17 protein-coding genes are annotated in these 18,415 nt (G+C 73.0%); 8 read left to right on the top strand and 9 right to left on the bottom strand.

Annotation, left to right across the window (positions count from 1 at the left end; translation table 11 throughout):
- Window positions 1–3: 3 nt before the first annotated feature.
- Entirely contained in the window at window positions 4–390 is a 387-nt protein-coding gene (locus EAD96_RS09885; RefSeq protein WP_233585614.1) for a hypothetical protein, read from the bottom strand.
- 182 nt (window positions 391–572) lie between these two features.
- Here EAD96_RS09885 and EAD96_RS09880 point away from each other — a divergent pair, with 182 nt between their 5' ends.
- The 5 genes from EAD96_RS09880 to EAD96_RS09860 all read left to right on the top strand — a co-directional run bounded on the left by EAD96_RS09880 (window position 573) and on the right by EAD96_RS09860 (window position 7,646).
- Window positions 573–2,135 (top strand): phenylacetate--CoA ligase family protein, encoded by a 1,563-nt coding sequence (locus EAD96_RS09880; RefSeq protein WP_121684057.1) that lies wholly within the window; start codon window positions 573–575, stop codon window positions 2,133–2,135.
- A gap of 3 nt (window positions 2,136–2,138) precedes the next feature.
- Entirely contained in the window at window positions 2,139–2,579 is a 441-nt protein-coding gene (locus EAD96_RS09875; protein WP_120573829.1) for a DUF4188 domain-containing protein, read from the top strand.
- Window positions 2,576–3,658: a hypothetical protein gene (locus EAD96_RS09870; protein WP_121684056.1), complete on the top strand. Its 1,083-nt coding sequence runs from the start codon at window positions 2,576–2,578 to the stop codon at window positions 3,656–3,658. Before EAD96_RS09875 ends, EAD96_RS09870 begins: the two co-directional genes overlap by 4 nt.
- Window positions 3,659–3,660: 2 nt before the next feature.
- Window positions 3,661–4,677: a nitroreductase gene (locus tag EAD96_RS09865; protein WP_121684055.1), complete on the top strand. Its 1,017-nt coding sequence runs from the start codon at window positions 3,661–3,663 to the stop codon at window positions 4,675–4,677.
- A gap of 152 nt (window positions 4,678–4,829) precedes the next feature.
- Complete coding sequence (locus EAD96_RS09860; RefSeq protein ID WP_121684054.1) at window positions 4,830–7,646, top strand: glycoside hydrolase N-terminal domain-containing protein; 2,817 nt, start codon at window positions 4,830–4,832, stop codon at window positions 7,644–7,646.
- A gap of 53 nt (window positions 7,647–7,699) precedes the next feature.
- On the opposite strand, the gene EAD96_RS09855 is transcribed toward EAD96_RS09860, so the two are convergent.
- Window positions 7,700–8,413, bottom strand: coding sequence for a hypothetical protein (locus EAD96_RS09855; protein ID WP_047894629.1), 714 nt, complete (start codon window positions 8,411–8,413; stop codon window positions 7,700–7,702).
- A 73-nt stretch (window positions 8,414–8,486) separates the two neighbouring features.
- On the opposite strand from EAD96_RS09855, the gene EAD96_RS09850 reads away from it, so the two are divergent.
- Window positions 8,487–9,314 carry a PIG-L family deacetylase gene (locus EAD96_RS09850; RefSeq protein ID WP_121684053.1) on the top strand — a complete coding sequence of 276 codons (828 nt, stop codon included), beginning with the start codon at window positions 8,487–8,489 and terminating at the stop codon, window positions 9,312–9,314.
- Window positions 9,315–9,348: 34 nt separating this feature from the next.
- Here the strand turns inward: EAD96_RS09850 and EAD96_RS09845 are convergent, their stop codons facing one another.
- A complete protein-coding gene (locus tag EAD96_RS09845) occupies window positions 9,349–10,491 on the bottom strand; it encodes a glutamate--cysteine ligase (protein WP_121684080.1) in 1,143 nt (380 codons plus the stop codon).
- Window positions 10,492–10,635: 144 nt separating this feature from the next.
- On the bottom strand, window positions 10,636–12,060 hold the full coding sequence (gene glnA / locus EAD96_RS09840; RefSeq protein WP_121684052.1) for a type I glutamate--ammonia ligase: 1,425 nt from the start codon (window positions 12,058–12,060) through the stop codon (window positions 10,636–10,638).
- Between the two features lie 233 nt (window positions 12,061–12,293).
- Between glnA and EAD96_RS09835 the strand changes: the two genes are divergently transcribed.
- The gene (locus EAD96_RS09835) at window positions 12,294–14,078 is read left to right on the top strand and encodes an N-acetylglutaminylglutamine amidotransferase (RefSeq protein ID WP_121684051.1); all 1,785 of its coding nucleotides are present in this window, start codon (window positions 12,294–12,296) and stop codon (window positions 14,076–14,078) included.
- A 19-nt stretch (window positions 14,079–14,097) separates the two neighbouring features.
- Window positions 14,098–14,361, top strand: coding sequence for a hypothetical protein (locus tag EAD96_RS09830; protein WP_120570294.1), 264 nt, complete (start codon window positions 14,098–14,100; stop codon window positions 14,359–14,361).
- 51 nt (window positions 14,362–14,412) lie between these two features.
- Here EAD96_RS09830 and EAD96_RS31170 read toward each other — a convergent pair whose 3' ends face one another.
- The 5 genes from EAD96_RS31170 to EAD96_RS09810 form a co-directional block, all read right to left on the bottom strand.
- Window positions 14,413–14,583: a hypothetical protein gene (locus EAD96_RS31170; RefSeq protein ID WP_162959107.1), complete on the bottom strand. Its 171-nt coding sequence runs from the start codon at window positions 14,581–14,583 to the stop codon at window positions 14,413–14,415.
- Between the two features lie 104 nt (window positions 14,584–14,687).
- On the bottom strand, window positions 14,688–15,389 hold the full coding sequence (locus EAD96_RS09825; RefSeq protein ID WP_121684050.1) for an aspartate/glutamate racemase family protein: 702 nt from the start codon (window positions 15,387–15,389) through the stop codon (window positions 14,688–14,690).
- On the bottom strand, window positions 15,386–16,666 hold the full coding sequence (locus EAD96_RS09820; protein WP_121684049.1) for an FAD-binding oxidoreductase: 1,281 nt from the start codon (window positions 16,664–16,666) through the stop codon (window positions 15,386–15,388). Before EAD96_RS09820 ends, EAD96_RS09825 begins: the two co-directional genes overlap by 4 nt.
- A gap of 13 nt (window positions 16,667–16,679) precedes the next feature.
- Window positions 16,680–17,558: a family 3 encapsulin nanocompartment shell protein gene (locus EAD96_RS09815; RefSeq protein WP_121684048.1), complete on the bottom strand. Its 879-nt coding sequence runs from the start codon at window positions 17,556–17,558 to the stop codon at window positions 16,680–16,682.
- Window positions 17,559–17,572: 14 nt separating this feature from the next.
- The gene (locus tag EAD96_RS09810; RefSeq protein WP_121684047.1) at window positions 17,573–18,412 is read right to left on the bottom strand and encodes a class I SAM-dependent methyltransferase; all 840 of its coding nucleotides are present in this window, start codon (window positions 18,410–18,412) and stop codon (window positions 17,573–17,575) included.
- Between the last annotated feature and the right edge of the window lie 3 nt (window positions 18,413–18,415).

Raw genomic sequence — 18,415 nt, 5'->3', positions numbered from 1 at the left:
CGGCTACCGGTCCGCCGGCCGCTTCGGGGCCGGCGACGCGAGCCGGTCCGCGAGCCCGTTGGCGACCTCGGGGGCCAGCCGCGCCAGATTGAGTACGGTGTCCAGCGCGTCGTGCGCGTCCGAGGTGTACCGCCGGATCACCTCGCCGCGCTGGTCGTCGGCCATCTTCAACTGCCCGACCACGGTGTCGATGAGGGCGTGCCCGTCGGTGCGGACCCGCGCGACCAGTTCGTCGAACGCCTCCGGGTCGACCCGGCGGCTCTCGGTCAGCTTCTCCTCGAGTCGCCGTGCGCCGGCCAGCCCCGCCGCGAGTTCCTCCTCCAGCACCGTGGCCGCGTGGGTCACGGTCTCCGAGGTCTCCTCGGCCACCTTCTCGAAGCGCTCGTTCACGCGCTCACGCTCACCATTCGCCATGTGCGCAGTCTCGACCCGGCCGCGAACGCAGGCCAGGCATGTGTCCAGATGGTGACTCACCGTGACAAGATTCGGATCCTTCACTGGGTACGGGTACTCAGCGCATCACCGTCCCATCGCTCATGTGTGGACGCTGCCGCGTCGACAGGATGCTTCTCATGGCCGAGACGCTGCACCGACACGCCGCTGCACGTACCGTCGACACGCCCCTGCCCGCCGAGGCCGCGCTGGCCCCCGCCGGCCGCGCGGTCGCCGCGCTGGCCCGGCTCGTCGCCCACCACCCGGCCGGCTGGCGGTGGCTGGCCCGGCGCCACCACCCGGTCCTCGACCGGCTCGCCGCCGCGAACGCGCGGTCGACCTGCGTGCGGGCCGCCCGGCGGGTGCCCGCCTACCAGGCGTTCCTGCGGGCCCGCCCGGGCGGCCTGCGCCGCCGGCTGCGGGACTTCCCGGAGACCGACAAGCGTGGGTACGTCATGGCGTACGACACCTCCGCCCGGTGCCGGGACGGGCGGCTGCCGGAGCGCGGCGTGGTGGTCGACGAGTCGGCCGGCTCGTCCGGGCGGCCGTTCAACTGGCCGCGCGGCGAGCGGGAACTGCGGGCGGTGCACCGGGACATCGCCGGCTACACCGGACTGGCGTTTCCGATGCGCCGGCCGTTCGTGATCAACGCGTACTCGATGGGCGCCTGGGCGACCGGCACCACCACCGGCGCGGCGATGGCCCGGATCGCCACCGTGAAGAACACCGGACCCGACCTCGGGAAGATCGTCGACACGCTGCGCGAGTTCGGTCCCGGCCACGACTACCTGGTGACCGCCTATCCGCCGTTCCTCAAGCACCTACGGGACCGGCTCGACGCCGAGGACTTCCAGTGGTCGCGGTACCGGATCTTCGCCAGCTGCGGCGGCGAGGGCATGACCGAGGCGCTGCGCGACTACCTGGAGCAGCGGTTCGTGCGGGTGCGGTCGGCGTACGGCGCGTCGGACCTGACCATCGGTATCGGCGCGGAAACCCGGTTCACGGTGTGGCTGCGGCGGCGGCTGCGCACCGACGCGGGGCTGCGCGCGGAACTGCTCGGCCGCGGCGAGCAGCGGCTGCCGATGGTGTTCCAGTACAACCCGTTCGCCACCTACCTGGAGACCAACGAGCGGCGGGAACTGCTCTGCACCGTCACGAGCCCGCACGTGCTCCAGCCGCGGCTGCGCTACAACGTGGGCGACGAGGCGCTGCTGGTGCCGTACCGGCGGATCGTCGAGCTGGCCCACGCCGACCCGGTACGCCGCGCCGAGTTCCGTACCGCGGTGGCCGAGGAGCGGATGACGCTGCCGCTGCTGCTGTTGTTCGGCCGCAGCGACTCCACCGTGTCCTACCTGGGCGCGAACCTCTACCCGCAGGACGTCGAGTACGGCCTCTACACCGGCAACCCGTACGCCGCCGAGATCAGCCGGTTCTGCCTGACGCTGCACGAGGACGCGGCGCTGGAGACCCGGCCGGTGATCCACGTCGAGCTGCGCCGCCCGCTGGACACCGCGGTACGCGCGGCGCTCGCCGACGCCTGCCGCGACGGGGTACGCGCGCACCTGACCTCGGTGTCGCGGGACTTCGCGCAGTCCCTGGTGGAGGACCCGACCGCCGGTGACCTGCGGGTCCAGCTGCACGAACCGGACGGCGGCCCGTTCGCCGCCATGCAGAAGATCAAGAACGTCTACCTGGTGAGGTGAGTGATGCGTACCCGTGACTTCTCCCGCGCCCCGGCCCAGGCCCGCGCCGGCGCCATGTTCATCGGCGGCACCCGGTACGCGAACCCGCTGGTGCTGCTGCGCCTGGCCCCCGACTGGATCCGGATGGTGCGCGACATGCGCCGGATGTCCGGCTACTGCTGGCACACCGTCTACTGGCAGTTCCCGCTGACGCTCGGCACGATCGCGTTCTTCACCGACCGGGACGCGCTGCTGCGCTTCGCCCGGACCCGGCACCACCGCAAGCTGATGATGTGGCTGACCGACGGCACCCGTAACGCCACCGCCGGGTTCATCCGGCTCTACACCGCCTCCCCGGACGGCTACTCCAACGGCGCGTGGCGGGCCGAGGACGGCGCGATGGGCCACATCGAGCAGTTCACGCCGCTGGGCGCGGAGACGGCCGGACCGGCGGTGCGCCGGTGACCGGCCACCGCTTCGAGCGCGTCACCGGCCGGCGCGGCCTGCGCGACTTCCTCACGCTCACCGACCGGCTGTACGCGGACGAGCCCCGGTACGTGCCGACGCCCCGGCAGCAGATCCACCGCTGGTGGCGCGACGGCGTGCCGATGTACGTGCTGCGCGACGCCACCGGTGCGGTGGTCGGGCGGACCACGCTGCACACCGACGCGGACCTCGACGCCAAGCTGGGCCGCCGGTGCCAGCTGTTCGGGCTCACCGAGTTCACCGCGCCGGCCGCCGGGCCGCTGTTCGACGCGATCACCACGCACGCCACGCCCGGCCGGGATCTGCTGTTCGGGCCGGTGGCGCTGCTGCCCAACCAGGCCGGCGGCGTGATCACCTCCGGGTACGACGACCGGGGGTTCGTGGACAGCGCGTGGAACCCGCCGCACTACCCGGACGCGTACGAGGAGAACGGGTTCACCGGGCGGTTCGTCTCCGACACCTGGATCTGCCCGGTCCCGCGGCCGGCCGGACCGGCCCCCGGCCCGGGTGTCGAGCCCGACGGCGCCCGGCTGGAACTGCACCGGGGGAGCACCCGGCGGCTCGACGAGCAGCTCGGCCTGCTGCGCGGGATGCTCAACGACTCCTTCGCCCAGCTCGGCTACTACACGCCGGTCTCGGCGGCCCAGCTGCGGCGGCAGACCGACGGGCTGGCGTATCTCCTGGACGAGTCACTGCTGCTCTACCTGACCCGTGACGGGCGTCCGGTGGCGTTCGTGCTGTGCGTGCCGGACATCAGCGACTTCCTGGTCGCGGTCCGCGGCGACCTGAACCCGGTCAACCAGCTCCGGCTGCTGGCGAGCCGCCGCCGGTACCGCCGGGAGGCGGTGCTGATCGTCAAGGGCGTGGTGCCGGAGTTCCAGGGGCGCGGCTACCAGCGGCTGCTGTCCGAGCACCTGCACCGCAACCTGCACGCCGGTGGCTACACGGCGCTGCGCAGCACGTACGTCGGGCGGGACAATCCGGCGTCCGCGGCCCAGTACCGGCGCCTGGGTGGACGCCCGCTGCACGGCTACACGTTCTACGCCAAGGAGCGGTGAGCATGGACCTCGCCGCGTTCCACGCGCTGGAGCCGCTGTGCTGGCGGGCCCCGAGCGCGCACAACACCCAGCCGTGGCGGCTGCGCTACGAGCGCTGGGCGATCACCGTCGGCTGGGATCCGGCCGACGCGCTGCCCGCGGGCGACCCGACCGGGCGGGACCTGCGGCTGTCGCTGGGCGCGTTCGTGGAGACCTGCCTCATCGTCGCCGCCGACGCGGGGCTGCGGCTGGACTGGGCCGCCGACCACGACGAGTCCGACCGGCGGGTGGGACGACTGCGGCCGGGACGGCAGCCGTACCGGACGCCGTTCCGCACCGCCGACGTGTGGGACCGGCGTACCCACCGGGGCCGGTTCACCGGCGGCCCGGACGCGGACGTGGTCGCGGCCGTGGACGCGGTCGCCCGGCGGGCCGGTGGCGCGGTCCGCGTCGTGCCGGCGGCCGGGCGGCTGCGCGCGCTGCTGCGCACGGCCGACCGGCAGGTGTACGCCGACCCGGCGGTGGTCGCGGAGCTGCGCCGCTGGCTGCGCCTGGACCGGTCGGGCCCGCGCTACCGGACCGACGGGCTCAGTGACCGCTGCCTCGGGCTGGGCCGGGCGGCGGCCACCGGGCTGCGGGCGGCGCTCGCGGCGTACCCGGCGTTGCGCCCGCTGGGGCTGCCCCGGCTGCTCGCCGCCGCGAGTGGTGATCCGCTGGCGCAGGGCGGCGCGGTGCTGGCGCTCGTCGCCCCGCCCGGTCTGGACGCGGCCGGCCAGGTCGAGTTCGGACGCGTGCTGATGCGGATGTGGCTGACGCTGCACACGGCGGGGCTGGCCGCGCACCCGCTCAGTCAGCTGATCGACGTGGCCGCCACGCGGGACGCGCTCGGGACGCTGCTGGACGTGGCGCCGGAGCGCGTCGTGCACGTGGCCCGGGTGGGCCGGCCGGTCGTGCCCGCGCCCCGTTCGGCCCGGCGTGTGGACCACGGATCAGATCTGTTAGCGGTAACACCCCTTGACGCGGTGTCACTTCATCCATGAGAGTCCATGTTGGCTGATGTGTCGCCCGGTCGGGAGCCCTGGGCGCGTAGTGGCAGGGAATGCGGCGTCCGGGTGCGCGAGAAGTTCTGTTAGCGATAACAGCGCCGTCGTGCACCCGGGCCCGCCTCTGATGCGCGCGGTTGGGAGAGACCATGTCCGAAGTGACACGACGAAACGTCATCAAGGCCACAGCGGCGGGCGCCGGCGCCGCGCTGCTGCCGGCCGCCTGGAGCGCCGCCGCCCGGGCCGGCTCGGCGGCGCCCCCGCAGGTGCTGGCCGCGAACGACCTGGCGCTCTGGTACGACGAGCCGGCCGGCACCGACTGGCTGCGCGCCCTGCCGATCGGCAACGGGCGGCTCGGTGCGATGGTGTTCGGCAACGTCGACACCGAACGGCTCCAGCTCAACGAGGACACCGTCTGGGCGGGCGGCCCGTACGACTCGGCCAACACGCGGGGCGCGGCGAACCTGGCCGAGATCCGGCGTCGCGTCTTCGCCGACCAGTGGACCTCGGCCCAGGATCTGATCAACCAGACCATGATGGGCAGCCCGGGCGGTCAGCTCGCCTACCAGACAGTCGGGAACCTCCGGCTCGCCTTCGGGTCGGCGAGCGGGGCGAGCCAGTACAACCGGACGCTCGACCTCACCACCGCCACTGTCACCACCACGTACGTGCTGAACGGCGTACGGCACCAGCGGGAGGTGTTCGCCAGCGCGCCCGACCAGGTGATCGTGCTCCGGCTGACCGCCGACCGGGCGAACTCGATCACGTTCTCCGCCACCTTCGACAGCCCGCAGCGGACCACCGTGTCCAGCCCGGACGGCGCGACAGTCGCGCTCGACGGCATCTCCGGGTCGATGGAGGGGGTCAACGGCTCGGTGCGGTTCCTCGCGCTGGCCCACGCCGCCGTCACCGGTGGCACTGTGAGCAGTTCCGGCGGCACGCTCCGGGTGTCCGGCGCCACCAGCGTGACGGTCCTGATCTCGATCGGGTCCAGCTACGTCAACTACCGCACCGTCAACGGCGACTACCAGGGCATCGCGCGCAGCCGGCTCAACGCCGCCAAGAGCGTCGACGTCGACCAGCTGCGTACCCGCCACCGCGCCGACCACCAGGCACTGTTCGGCCGGGTCACGATCGACCTGGGCCGCACCGCCGCCGCCGACCAGCCCACCGACGTACGGATCGCGCAGCACGCGAGCACGAACGATCCGCAGTTCGCCGCGCTGCTGTTCCAGTTCGGGCGGTACCTGCTGATCTCCTCGTCGCGGCCGGGCACCCAGCCGGCGAACCTCCAGGGCATCTGGAACGACTCGCTGACGCCGTCCTGGGACTCGAAGTACACGGTCAACGCCAACCTGCCGATGAACTACTGGCCGGCCGACACCACGAACCTGTCCGAGTGCTTCCTGCCGGTCTTCGACATGATCAAGGACCTCGCGGTGACCGGCGCGCGGGTCGCCCAGGCGCAGTACGGCGCCGGCGGCTGGGTCACCCACCACAACACCGACGCATGGCGGGGCGCGTCGGTCGTGGACGGCGCGTTCTGGGGCATGTGGCAGACCGGCGGCGCCTGGCTGAGCACGCTCATCTGGGACCACTACCTGTTCACCGGCGACCTCGGGTTCCTCCAGGCCAACTACCCGGCGCTCAAGGGCGCCGCCCAGTTCTTCCTGGACACCCTGGTCGCCCACCCGACGCTCGGCTACCTGGTGACGAACCCGTCGAACTCGCCGGAGCTGGCGCACCACGCCGACGCCAGCGTCTGCGCCGGCCCGACGATGGACAACCAGATCCTGCGCGACCTGTTCGACGCGGCGGCCCGGGCGAGCGAGGTGCTGGGCGTCGACACCACCTTCCGGTCCCAGGTACGCACCGCCAGGGACCGGCTGCCGCCGAGCCGCGTCGGCTCCCGCGGCAACGTGCAGGAGTGGCTGGCCGACTGGGTCGAGACCGAGCGCACCCACCGGCACGTCTCCCACCTGTACGGGCTGCACCCCGGCAACCAGATCACCAAGCGGGGCACCCCGTCGCTGTACGAGGCCGCCCGCAGGACGCTGGAGCTGCGCGGCGACGACGGGACCGGCTGGTCCCTGGCCTGGAAGATCAATTTCTGGGCCCGCCTGGAGGACGGCGCCCGCGCCCACAAGCTGCTGCGCGACCTGGTGCGCACCGACCGGCTCGCGCCGAACATGTTCGACCTGCACCCGCCGTTCCAGATCGACGGCAACTTCGGGGCCACCTCGGGCATCGCCGAGATGCTGCTGCACAGCCACACCGGCGAGCTGCACCTGCTGCCCGCGCTGCCCACCGCCTGGCCGGCCGGGCGGGTCGCGGGGCTGCGCGGCCGAGGTGGCTACACGGTGGGGCTGACCTGGAGCAGCGGCCAGGCCGACGAGATCACCGTCCGCGCCGACCGCGACGGCACGCTGCGCCTGCGGTCCCGGCTGTTCACCGGCACCTTCACCGTGGCCGACGTCACCGACGGCAGCACACCCGCCACCACCCGCCCGGAGTCCGACGTCGTCGCGCTCACCGTCCGCGCCGGGCACACCTACCGGGCGGCGCGGCCCGGCGTGACGCCGTCGCCGACGGCCACACCGACGTCCACGCCGTCACCCACTCCGACCCCGACGCCGACCCCGACCACCAGCTCCCCGGCGCCGTCCGGCGCGCGTGCCACGTACGCGATCACCGGCTCCTGGTCGGGCGGCTTCCAGGCCGAGGTCACGGTGACCGCCGGCGCCACCGCGATCCGCGGCTGGACGGTCTCCTGGACGTTCCCGAACGGCCAGGTGATCAACCAGATCTGGAGCGGCACGCACACCCAGAACGGCGCGAACGTGACGGTGCGCAACGTCGACTACAACGGCTCGCTGCCGGCCGGCGGCTCCACCACGTTCGGCTTCATCGGCACGGCCGGCGGCACCAACAACCCACCGGCGAACATCACCTGTACGACCACCTGACCCGCGCGACGCGCCCCGCCGCGGCCAACCGGCCGGGGCGGGCGCACCGCCGGTCAGGCCAGCAGCGTCTCGCGCAGCCGCGCGCCCAGGTTCAGCTCGCCGACCACGCGGGGACCGGCCGGGTCGTACACGGCGATGCGGTGGTTGCGGCGCATCATCTCCCGTACCGCCGGCGGCAGCCGGGGCGGGTCGTCCATCGTCGCGAGCACCCGCGCGCCGGTGCCCATCAGCCGTTCCACCAGCGTCGCGCTGTCGGTGTCCACACGCACCCGGCCGAACTCCCAGCCGGCGGTGGTCAGGTCGAGCACCTCGAACAGGCGCGTCACGAACGGCTGCGGGTCGGTCACCCGGTCCAGCCGGTCGGCCCGCCCGCCGACGACCGCCACGGCGGCGCTGACCTGCGCGTACGGATGCAGCCCGCTGGGCAGCGCACCGAGCGGCCAGCGTAGCGCCGGCCCGGCCTCCTTCCACAGGGGCCGGTAGTTGCGGCGGTGCACCAGCAGCCGCCGCCCGGTGCGCCGGAACACCTCCTGCGCCTGGGCGAGCAGGTCGGCGTGCGCCTGGTCGGCGGCCTCGCAGACGATCCCGGCGGCCACCACGAGACCGTCGTCATCGGACAGCAGCCGGGTGATCGCGTCGGCCTGCTCCGGGAACCGGAGGCGGGCGTGCGCCCCGTAGGACTGCCGGACGTCCCGCAGCAGCTCCTGCTGACGTGTGGGGTCCAGTTCGACCCGTCCGCCACCGAGCAACCGCTGGAGCCAACCCATCGCGCCTCGCTTCCGTCGCCGTCTGCGGACCGGGCAATGCTAGTTCGTCGGCCGATGCTCGTATGGTGACGGGGTGACCGATCGATCCCTGACCCTGATGGCGGTGCACGCGCACCCCGACGACGAGGCGACGAGCACCGGCGGCGTCCTGGCGCGCTACGCGGCCGAGGGCGTCACCACAGTGCTCGTGACGTGCACCGACGGGGGGTGCGGCGACGGTCCCGGCGGGATCAAGCCGGGCGACCCCGGGCACGACCCCAAGGCCGTGGTGGACATGCGCCGCGCCGAGCTGGCCGCCAGCTGCGAGGCGCTGAAGGTCACCCACCTGGAGACGCTCGACTACGGCGACTCCGGGATGATGGGCTGGGCGACGAACGACGCGCCCGGCGCGTTCTGGAACACGCCGGTGGCCGAGGCGGCCGGCCGGCTGGCCGAGCTGATCCGGCGCTACCGCCCCGACGTGGTGGTCACCTACGACGAGAACGGCTTCTACGGCCACCCGGACCACATCCAGGCCCACCGGATCACCATGGCCGCGGTCGAGCAGACCGGCATCCCGGCCAAGGTCTACTGGACCACCGTGCCACGCAGCGCGTTCCAGCAGTTCGGCACCGTCATGCGGGAGATCGGGGTGGAGTTCCCCGAGCCGGAGGCGACCGACGAGATGCCGGCGCTGGGCCTGCCGGACGACGAGATCACCACCTGGGTCGACACCCGCGCCTACGGCGGGCAGAAGTTCGCCTCGCTCGTCGCGCACGCCAGCCAGGCGGAGAACATCTTCTTCCTGCGTCTGGGGCAGGAGCGGTTCACCGAGCTGATGGGCCTGGAGACGTTCGTGCGGGTGCGGGACACCACCGGCGCGGCCACACCCGAGGACGACCTGTTCGCCGGGTTGCGCTGACCGGTCGCGGGCCCGCTCCGGGGAGGTCATCGACTCACGTCGAGACGGTCTGTGCGGCCAGGTGCGCCAGCACGGTGCGGACGTCCCCGTCGGTCTCGGCCATGATCCGTCGTTGCCGGGTGGCGCCGGTGCCGTCCCGGCGCACCCGGTCCAGCTCGCGCCGGACCAGGTCCAGGTCACCGTGGCGGGTCAGCGCGGGCGTGACGGTGACGAACAGGTCGTCGACGAGGTCCCAGGCGGGCCGGGGCCGCCCGGTGCGCAGGTCGACGAGCCGGCCGTCCACACCGTCGTGCGCGGCCCGCCAGTGCGCGGCGGCGACCAGGCAGTCCCGGATGCGTGGCGCGGGCACGCCCGCGCGGACGTCGTCGATCAGGGTGGCCACGAGCGCCCGGACCAGCCCGGCGACCAGCACCGTGTCGTCGACGGTGGGGCACACGTCGCCGACCCGGACCTCCACCGTCGGGTACGACGCGGACGGCCGGGCGTACCAGTAGACCATCGCGGCGTCGAGCATGATCCCGGCGGTGATCAGGTCCGCCACCGTGGCGTCGTAGTCGGCGGCGGAGTCGAAGTGCGGCGTCGGCCCGATGCTCGGCCACCGTTCCAGCTGCATCGAACGCCAGCTCGCGTGCCCGGTGTCCCGCCCGTCGTGCAGCGGCGAGTTCGCGGTGAGCGCCTGCACCACCGGCAGCCACGGGCGCAGGTGGTTGCAGACCTGCACGGCCAGTTCCCGGTCCGGCACGCCGACGTGCACGTGGCAGCCGCAGACCGCCGGGTCGTGGGCCACCGGGCCGAACCGGCGGGACATGTCGTGGTAGCGCTGCTCGTCGGGCACCGTGCGGTGGGCCTCGCAGACCGGGGTGGCGCCGACCGCGACCAGCCGCGCCCCGGCCGCGTCGGCCGCCCGCGCGGCCGCCCGGCGCAGCGTGACCAGGTGCTCCCGCAGCTCCCCGAGGTCCGGGCTGACCGGCGTCACCATCTCCACCATGCTGTGCCGGAACTCCTGCCGGCTCTGCTCGCGGGCGGTGCCGGAGAGCGCGCCGCGCACCTGGTCGGCGACCGGCATGCTCTCGCCGGTGGCCGGGTCCAGCAGCAGGAACTCCTCTTCCACCCCGAGGGTCAGGACGGTGGGGATCTGCGGGGTGGTGGTGGCGGTGGTGGTGGGCCGCGGCCTCACCGACGGCTCCACCGGCACGGAACGGTCGGCGTGTCGACGTGAGGCGGAGTCATGTCTCGACGGTACGAGGGCGGAGGCCGGCCCGAGGCCGTTTCCGCCGACCACCGCCCCCGCGGGTGGCGGGGGCGGTGGCGGTACGGCGGCTCAGCAGTCGAAGTAGAGCGCGAACTCGTGCGGCGTGGGCCGCAGCCGGACCGGGTCGACCTCGTTGGCCCGCTTCCAGTCGACCCAGGTGGAGATCAGGTCGCCGGTGAACACGTCGCCGTCGAGCAGGTAGTCGTGGTCGGCCTCCAGCGCCGCCAGCGCCTCGGGCAGCGAACCGGGCACCTGCTTGACGTCGCCCCACTCCTCCGGCGGGAGGTCGTAGAGGTCCTTGTCGATCGGGGCCGGCGGCTCGATCTTGTTCTTGATGCCGTCGAGGCCGGCCATGAGCATCGCGGAGAAGGCCAGATAGGGGTTGCTGGACGGGTCGGGGACGCGGAACTCGACGCGCTTGGCCTTGGGGTTGCTGCCGGTGACCGGGATGCGGGTGCAGGCGGAGCGGTTGCGCTGGGAGTAGACCAGGTTGACCGGGGCCTCGAAGCCGGGCACCAGGCGGCGGTAGGAGTTGATGGTGGGGTTGGTGAAGGCGAGCAGCGACGGGGCGTGGTGCAGGAGGCCGCCGATGTACCAGCGGGCGGTGTCGGACAGGCCGGCGTAGCCGGTCTCGTCGTAGAACAGGGGTTCGCCGCCGCGCCAGAGGCTCTGGTGGGTGTGCATGCCGGAGCCGTTGTCGCCGAACAGCGGCTTGGGCATGAACGTGGCGGTCTTGCCGTGCGCCCACGCCTCGTTCTTGATCAGATACTTGAAGAGCTGGAGCTCGTCCGCCGAGTGCAGCAGCGTCGAGAACTTGTAGTTGATCTCGGACTGCCCGCCCGTGCCCACCTCGTGGTGCGAACGCTCGACGGTGAAACCGGCGTCCACCATCCGGCGAACCATGCTGTCGCGCAGGTCGGCGTAGTGGTCCACCGGCGGCACCGGGAAGTAGCCGCCCTTGTAGGCGGTCTTGTAACCGCGGTTGCCGCCCTCCTCGATCCGGCCGCTGTTCCAGGCGCCCTCGATCGAGTCGATGTAGTAGAACGACTGGTGCGCGGAGGTCTCGTGGCGGATGGAGTCGAAGATGTAGAACTCCGCCTCCGCCCCGAAGTAGGCGGTGTCGGCGATGCCGCTGGCGGCGAGGTACGCCTCGGCCTTCTTCGCCACGTTGCGCGGGTCGCGGGAGTACGCCTCCCGGGTGAACGGGTCGTGGACGAAGAAGTTCAACGCCAGCGTCTTCTGTGTGCGGAACGGGTCGATGAAAGCCGTCGACACGTCCGGCAGCAGCAGCATGTCCGACTCGTGGATCGACTGGAAGCCGCGGATCGAGGACCCGTCGAAGGCGAGACCGTCGGTGAACACGCTGTCGTCGAACGACTCGACCGGCAGGTTGAAGTGCTGCATCACGCCGGGCAGGTCACAGAAACGTACGTCGACGAACTTCACGTCCTCGTCGGTGAGGTATCGCAGGAGTTCCTCGGAATTGGCGAACACACGTCCTCCTGGCAGGCGTCGTTGATCCTGGCCACGTCCCGTGGCCGGACCGCCCGGGGACATGGCCCGTACCGCCACCGTACGACGGCTCGCCGTGCCCGGCTCGGCAACCGCCCATCCGGGTTTCCTTCGCCACATGCCGGGTAGTCGCCGTACCCGGCGGACCGCCCGGGAGACGACGCGGCGGGAGGTTGGCATGGTGAGTGCTCCGCGACTGACCGGTGGGCGCTGAGATGTGCGGGATCAGCGGTGAGGCCAGGTTCGACGGGGCCACCCCCGACACCGACGCGGTGAACCGGATGACCGCGGCCATGCGCGCACGCGGCCCGGACGGCGAGGGCGTGTGGAGCGACGGCTGGATCACCCTCGGGCACCGCAGGCTCACCGTGATCGACCTGTCCGAGGCCGGCGCCCAGCCGATGGTCCGCGACGACCTCGGCCTGGCCCTGGTCTTCAACGGTTGCGTCTACAACTACCCGGAGCTGCGCGACGAACTGCGCGCCGCCGGGCACACCTTCCACAGCACCAGCGACACCGAGGTGATCCTGGTGGCGTACGCGCAGTGGGGGGAGCGCTTCGTCGACCACCTGGTCGGCATGTTCGCGGTGGCGCTGGTGGACCGGCGGCGGCGCCGCCTCGTGCTGGCCCGCGACCGGCTCGGCATCAAGCCGCTCTACCTCGCCGAGTCGCCCGGCCGGCTCCGGTTCGCCTCCACGCTGCCGGCGCTGCTGGCCGGCGGCGACGTGGACACCGGCATCGACCCGGTCGCGCTGCACCACTACCTGTCCTGGCACTCGATCGTGCCGGCGCCGCGCACGATCCTGCGCGGGATCCGCAAGCTGCCCCCGGCCACCGTCCGGGTGGTCGAGGCCGACGGGCGCAGCCGCGAGCGCGTCTACTGGCGGCCCGAGTACCGGCGCGACCCCTCCCACGACGGCATGGACGCCGCCGACTGGCGGGCCGCCGTCGGGGACGCGCTGCGCACCGCCGTACGCCGCCGGCTGGTCGCGGACGTGCCGGTGGGGGTGCTGCTCTCCGGCGGCCTGGACTCCAGCATGATCGTGGCGCTGCTCGACGACGCCGGACAGCACCACCTCCAGACGTTCAGCATCGGCTTCGACAGCCGCGACGACGAGACCGGCGACGAGTTCCACTACTCCGACCTGGTCGCCCGCACGTTCGGCACCGACCACCACCGCATCCGGCTCGCCGACGGCGATCTCGGCCCGGCCGTACGCGCCACAGTGGCGGCCATGACCGAACCGATGGGCAGCCACGACGTGGTGGCGTTCCACCTGCTCTCCGAGCAGGTCGCCAAGCACGTGAAGGTGGCGCAGTCGGGTCAGGGCGCCGACGAGGTGTTCGCCGGCTACGGCTACCACCACCGGCTGGCCGCCTCGGCCCGTGAGGACGCCGCGGCCGAGTTCACCGCCGCGTTCTTCGACCGCGACCACGCCGAGCTGACCGAGGTGGTGGAACCGGCGTACGCCTGCGACGGTGACGCCAGCGGCGAGCTGGTCGCCGCGGACCTGGCCGCGCCGGGCGCGCAGACCGCCGTGGACGCGGTGCTGCGCCTGGACACCCACCTGATGCTGCCGGACGACCCGGTCAAGCGGGTGGACAGCATGAGCATGGCGTGGGGGCTGGAGGTGCGCACGCCCTTCCTCGACCAGGATCTGGTCACGCTCGCCGCGGCGTGCCCGCCCGAGCACAAGCTGGCGCAGGGCGGCAAGGGCGTGCTCAAGGAGGTGGCCCGGGAGGTGCTGCCGGCCGAGGTCATCGACCGGCCCAAGGGCTACTTCCCGGTGCCGGCGCTGCGCAACGTCGACGGTCCCGTGCGAGAGTTGGTGGTCGAGGCGCTGGGTGCGCCCGAGGCGCGCCGGCGGGGGCTGTTCCGCCGGGCGTACGTCGACGAGCTGCTGGCCGAGCCGGACCGGGCCCAGGCCGCCGCCGGCAGCAACAAGCTGTGGCAACTGGGCCTGCTGGAGCTGTGGTTGCAGACGCACGGGGTGAGCTGAGCGGGGCGGGAGGAGCCCGATGAAGTTCGTCATCGAGAGCGAGGCCGACGGCAGTGTGGGATTCACCGTCGTCGGCGGCGACGGTCAGGTGCTCGCCACCGGGGCGCCCTGCCCGGACAAGGGCTCGGCGCTCGCCGTGGTCGGCGAGCTGATGCACGGGCTGGGCGACGCCTGCCTGGAGGACCGGACCGAGGCGACCGCCGGGCCGGTGGCGGGCACCCGGACCGAGATCGGTGAGGACGACATGTCGGACATCGGCCGCTCCGGCATCCCGCCGGTCTGACCGCGGCACGTCCCGCCCGGCCCGCGAGCGGGTCGGAACGGGACGGTGCGCTCACTGCTCGTCGTCGAGCACCTCTGTGTGGCCGTCGCGGGTGACTGTGGGCGGCAGGTGCTCGTCGGGCTGGGGCGCCTCGGCGAGCGTGTGGTGCGGGTCGCCGTCGGGCGAGAACAGCACCCGATCGGTCTTGCGGGTCTTCTCCTGCTCCTCCTCCGGCTCCGTCACCGCGTTCTCCCTCCGCTCACCGGCGCCCCGGGCAGGCCGCCTCTCGTCCCACGCTAAGCGCCGGACGGGCGCCGGGAGCGGGTTTCCGCGCGACGGCCCCGCTGTCACTTGGCCGGACGGTACGGCCGCCGGGTGAGGCTCGCGTACGCCATCGTGGTCAGCGTGACGATGTCGAACACCGGCACGCCCAGCCGCGCCTGGATCCGGTGGGCGAACGGCACCAGGTCGGTGCACTCGACGACCAGCGCACCCAGTTCCGGATGCGCGTCGGCCAGCGCGTCGACCCGCTCGTCCACCTCGGCCGCGAGCCGTTCGACGTCGAGGGCGTCGCGCCGGCCCTCCAGCATCACCTCGCGGAACTCCGGCTGCCCGGCCATGCCGGTGACCGCCACCGGGACGTCGGCCGCGCCGATCGCGGCCAGGTGGCGCGGCGTCAGCGCCGCCTCGTCGGCGACCAGCAGCCCGACCGTGCGCCCGACCATCCGGTGCACCATCGGCAGTTGCACCAGGCTCGACGACCACAGCGGGACGCGCACCGCGGCGGCGAGTTCGGCCTGGAACAACACGAGGAACCCGCACGCGCCGGTGATCCCGGCGACCCCGGCCGCCTCCAGGTCGCGGGCCGCGTCGACGAACGGCTGCAGGAGCGTCGGGTCGGCCTCGCGGACCAGCCGCTGCGGGGTCGCGCCCTGCACCACCCGGTAACGCACCGGGAAGTCGAACGTGTCCGGGTTACGGATGTGCCCGGGGATCTTGTCGAAACTGGTGTCGAGGCAGAGCACCCCGATCTCCGGCCGGTCGTTCACGAGATCCCCCTCTGGAAGCGGTCCAGGGCGAACGTGTCCAGCGGCAGGTCCGGCTCGGCGCCGGAGACGAGCTGGGCGAGCAGCTGCCCGCCGGCCGGGGCCAGGCCCATCCCGATGTGCCCGTGCCCGGTGGCCACGCTGACGTTGTCGTAGCCGTCGGCCCGCCCGATCAGCGGCAGGCTGTCCGGGGTGCACGGACGCAGCCCGCTCCACACGTCGAGGCGCCGGCCGGTGTCCAGCGCCGGCAGGTACCGCCGCGCGGTGTGCAGGATCCCGTCGACGCGGCGCGGCGAGATCGACGCGTCCAGCCCGGACAGCTCCAGCGTGCCGCCGACGCGTACCCGGTCACCCAGCGGCATCACCGCGACCTTTCCCTCGCTGAGCAGCACCGGCCGGGTCGGCGTGCCCGGGCCGGCGGGCAGCGTGACGGTGTAGCCCTTCGCCGGTTGCAGCGTCAGCCCGACGCCGAGCATCCGGGCGCAGGCCGCCGACCACACCCCGGCGGCGATCACCACCTCGGCCGGGCGCAGCTCGCCCCGAGCCGTCCGCACCGCGCGTACCCGCCGTCCGGTCACCTCGAAGTCGCGTACCTCCGCGCCGGTGACGATGTCCACGCCCCGGGCCCGCAGCGCCCGCGCGAGCGCCACCAGGAACGCCGGGATGCGCAGCGCGGCACCCTCCTCGTTGAGCAGCGTCCCGGCCACCGCGAAGTCGACACCGGGTTCCAGCCGGGCCAGCTCGGCCCGGTCCAGCTCCCGCAGCGGCACGCCGCGCGCGGTCGCCGCCGGGATCGTCCGGCGCGCCTTCGCGTACCCCTGCTCGGTGTGGCAGGCGAGGATCATGCCGCGTTCGGTGAGCGTCCCGGCCAGTTCGTCCTCGGCGCAGATCTCGCGCAGCAGCGCGAGGCTGCGCTGCTTGAGCGCGAGCAGCGTCTCGAACCCGGCGCGGGCGTGCCGTTCGGTGCAGTGCCGGCGGAAGTGCCACAGCCAGGCCAGCAGCGCGCCGTCGAGCCGGGGCCGGACCGCGAACGGGCTCTCCGGGCGCAACAGCCAGCGGATCCCGGTGGCCGGCACCCCCGGCTCGGCCAGCGGCGCCGAGCCCTGGGTGCCGACGAAACCGGTGTTCCCGGCCGAGCAGGCCGCCGGGTCGCCGACCTCGCCCCGGTCCACCACAGTCACGGTGTGCCCGGCGCGGCGCAGGAACCAGGCGCAGCACAGGCCCACCACGCCCGCGCCGACGACCAGCACGTCGGGGTCGGTACGGGCCGGCGTCGTCATCCGTCGCCGCCGGTCAGAGCGTGACGACGAAGAAGCAGGTGGGCAGGTTCACCACGACCCGCTCCCAGATCTCGGCGCGCAGCGCCACCCCGGGTTCGGCGAACGTGCCCGGCGGCGGCTCGGCGAACCCGATGGTGGACCGGCCGGCGTCGAACAGCAGCGCGCCGTGGCCGAAGTCCCCGACGATCGCGGTGCCCGGGTCGACCAGCCGGGTACGGACGATGAACACGCCGTTGTCCTCCACGTCGCGCATCAGCGAGCCGCTGCCCAGCAGCCGGTAGTAGTCGGCCGGGTTGATGATCAGCCCGTCGGCGGTGCTGCCCATCTGCTCGACCTCGTTGCACGCGGCCAGGACGGTGGACGCGAACGGCCCCGGGTCGGTGAGCCGGCCCAGGTCCGGCATGGTCAGCAGCCCGCCCTCGCCGCGCAGGATGGTGTGGTTCTCCGCGGTGGCCAGCCGCACCACCAGCCGGTAGTCGATGAACTGGGCGAAGCTGACCGGGTCCTCCCACAGCGTGTCCGGCACCTGCACCCACGCGGTGGTGGTGAGCAGCGGCGGGATGGGGGAGCGGTGGAAGTGGTTCGCCGCCTCCCGGCGCAGGTCCGCGCCGTCCACCGTCGGATCGTCCGGCCGTGGCGGGCTCTCGTGCCAGTAGTAGTCCTGCGGATCCCGGGACAGGTCCACCACCTTGAGCATGTTCCGCGAGGGGTAGCGGGGCTTGCGCCGGGAACTGGTCAGCGAGTCGGTGATCGTCACGTCGTAGTCGACGCTCGTGCCGAAACCGTCCTTGGCGAACGCCTCGACGAACGTCGCGCCGGGCGACATCTGCGTCTTCCGTTCGGCGACCACCTCGGCGATCGTCCGCTTCACGGTGTCGGTGCGCTGTGACATCTGCTGTCCCTCCCTCAGGCCGGCTTGCGGGCGACGAACATGCCCCAGCCGAACTCGCCCCTGTCGATCGCCGCCTGGATCTCGTCGCACGAGTCGGCGAAGCCGAGGATCCAGGTCCGCGCCGCCTCGTCCGCCGTCGTCTCCGCGCGCTCCCGGGCGGTGCGGCCCAGCACCCGGTACGTCTGCCTGATGTGCGCGTCGAGACTGCGCGCGACCACGTCCACGAACCCGGCCTCCGCCAGTGCCCGGCGGTAGCCGTCCAGCGAGTAGCCGTCGTTCCAGCGCACCCGGTCGTAGACGTGCCGGCGGGCCGCCTCGCCGATCCGTTCGGTGGGCTGCAGGAAGTCGGACACCGCGAGCACCCCGCCGGGGGCGAGCACCCGGAACATCTCGGCGTGGCTGCGCGGCTTGTCCGGCACCAGGAACAGCGCGTCCTGACTGACCACGTGCGTGAACGTGCCGTCGTCGTACGGCAGGGCGGTGGCCGAGCCGTGCCGGAACGACACGGGAAGCGAGGCGCCCCGCTCGGCGCGCCGCTGCTCGGCGAAGCGCACCCGCTCGATGCTCAGGTCCAACCCTTCGCCCCGGCATCCGGTACGGGCGGCCAGGCGCAGCAGGAAGTTGCCGCAGCCGCAGCCCACGTCGAGCACGTTCGACGACGCGTCGATCCCGGCGTCCGCGGCCAGGATGTCGGAGGTCCGGTCGGCCGCCGCGTGGTAGTCGGTGTCGTCCTCCCCGGCGAAGTAGCCGGTGTGCAGCACGCCCTCGCTGTCCCAGAAGCTGAGGTACGTCTGCGTGGTCTGGTCGAAGAACTCGGAGACGTCCCGCTCGGTGAACCGGCTGGTCGTGGACATGGG

The sequence above is a fragment of the Micromonospora sp. BL1 genome (assembly GCF_003667485.1).
GTDB lineage: Bacteria > Actinomycetota > Actinomycetes > Mycobacteriales > Micromonosporaceae > Micromonospora > Micromonospora tulbaghiae.
The sequence above is the reverse complement of the archived record's forward strand: the minus strand, read 5'-3'. Positions and strand labels throughout refer to the sequence as shown.

Coding starts and splice junctions, on each gene's coding strand:
- EAD96_RS09880 (WP_121684057.1), top strand. CDS start 573: ATGGCCGAGACGCTGCACCGACACGCCGCTGCACGTACCGTCGACACG.
- EAD96_RS09875 (WP_120573829.1), top strand. CDS start 2,139: ATGCGTACCCGTGACTTCTCCCGCGCCCCGGCCCAGGCCCGCGCCGGC.
- EAD96_RS09865 (WP_121684055.1), top strand. CDS start 3,661: ATGGACCTCGCCGCGTTCCACGCGCTGGAGCCGCTGTGCTGGCGGGCC.
- EAD96_RS09860 (WP_121684054.1), top strand. CDS start 4,830: ATGTCCGAAGTGACACGACGAAACGTCATCAAGGCCACAGCGGCGGGC.
- EAD96_RS09855 (WP_047894629.1), bottom strand. CDS start 8,413: ATGGGTTGGCTCCAGCGGTTGCTCGGTGGCGGACGGGTCGAACTGGAC.
- EAD96_RS09835 (WP_121684051.1), top strand. CDS start 12,294: ATGTGCGGGATCAGCGGTGAGGCCAGGTTCGACGGGGCCACCCCCGAC.
- EAD96_RS09830 (WP_120570294.1), top strand. CDS start 14,098: ATGAAGTTCGTCATCGAGAGCGAGGCCGACGGCAGTGTGGGATTCACC.
- EAD96_RS09820 (WP_121684049.1), bottom strand. CDS start 16,666: ATGACGACGCCGGCCCGTACCGACCCCGACGTGCTGGTCGTCGGCGCG.
- EAD96_RS09815 (WP_121684048.1), bottom strand. CDS start 17,558: ATGTCACAGCGCACCGACACCGTGAAGCGGACGATCGCCGAGGTGGTC.
- EAD96_RS09810 (WP_121684047.1), bottom strand. CDS start 18,412: ATGTCCACGACCAGCCGGTTCACCGAGCGGGACGTCTCCGAGTTCTTC.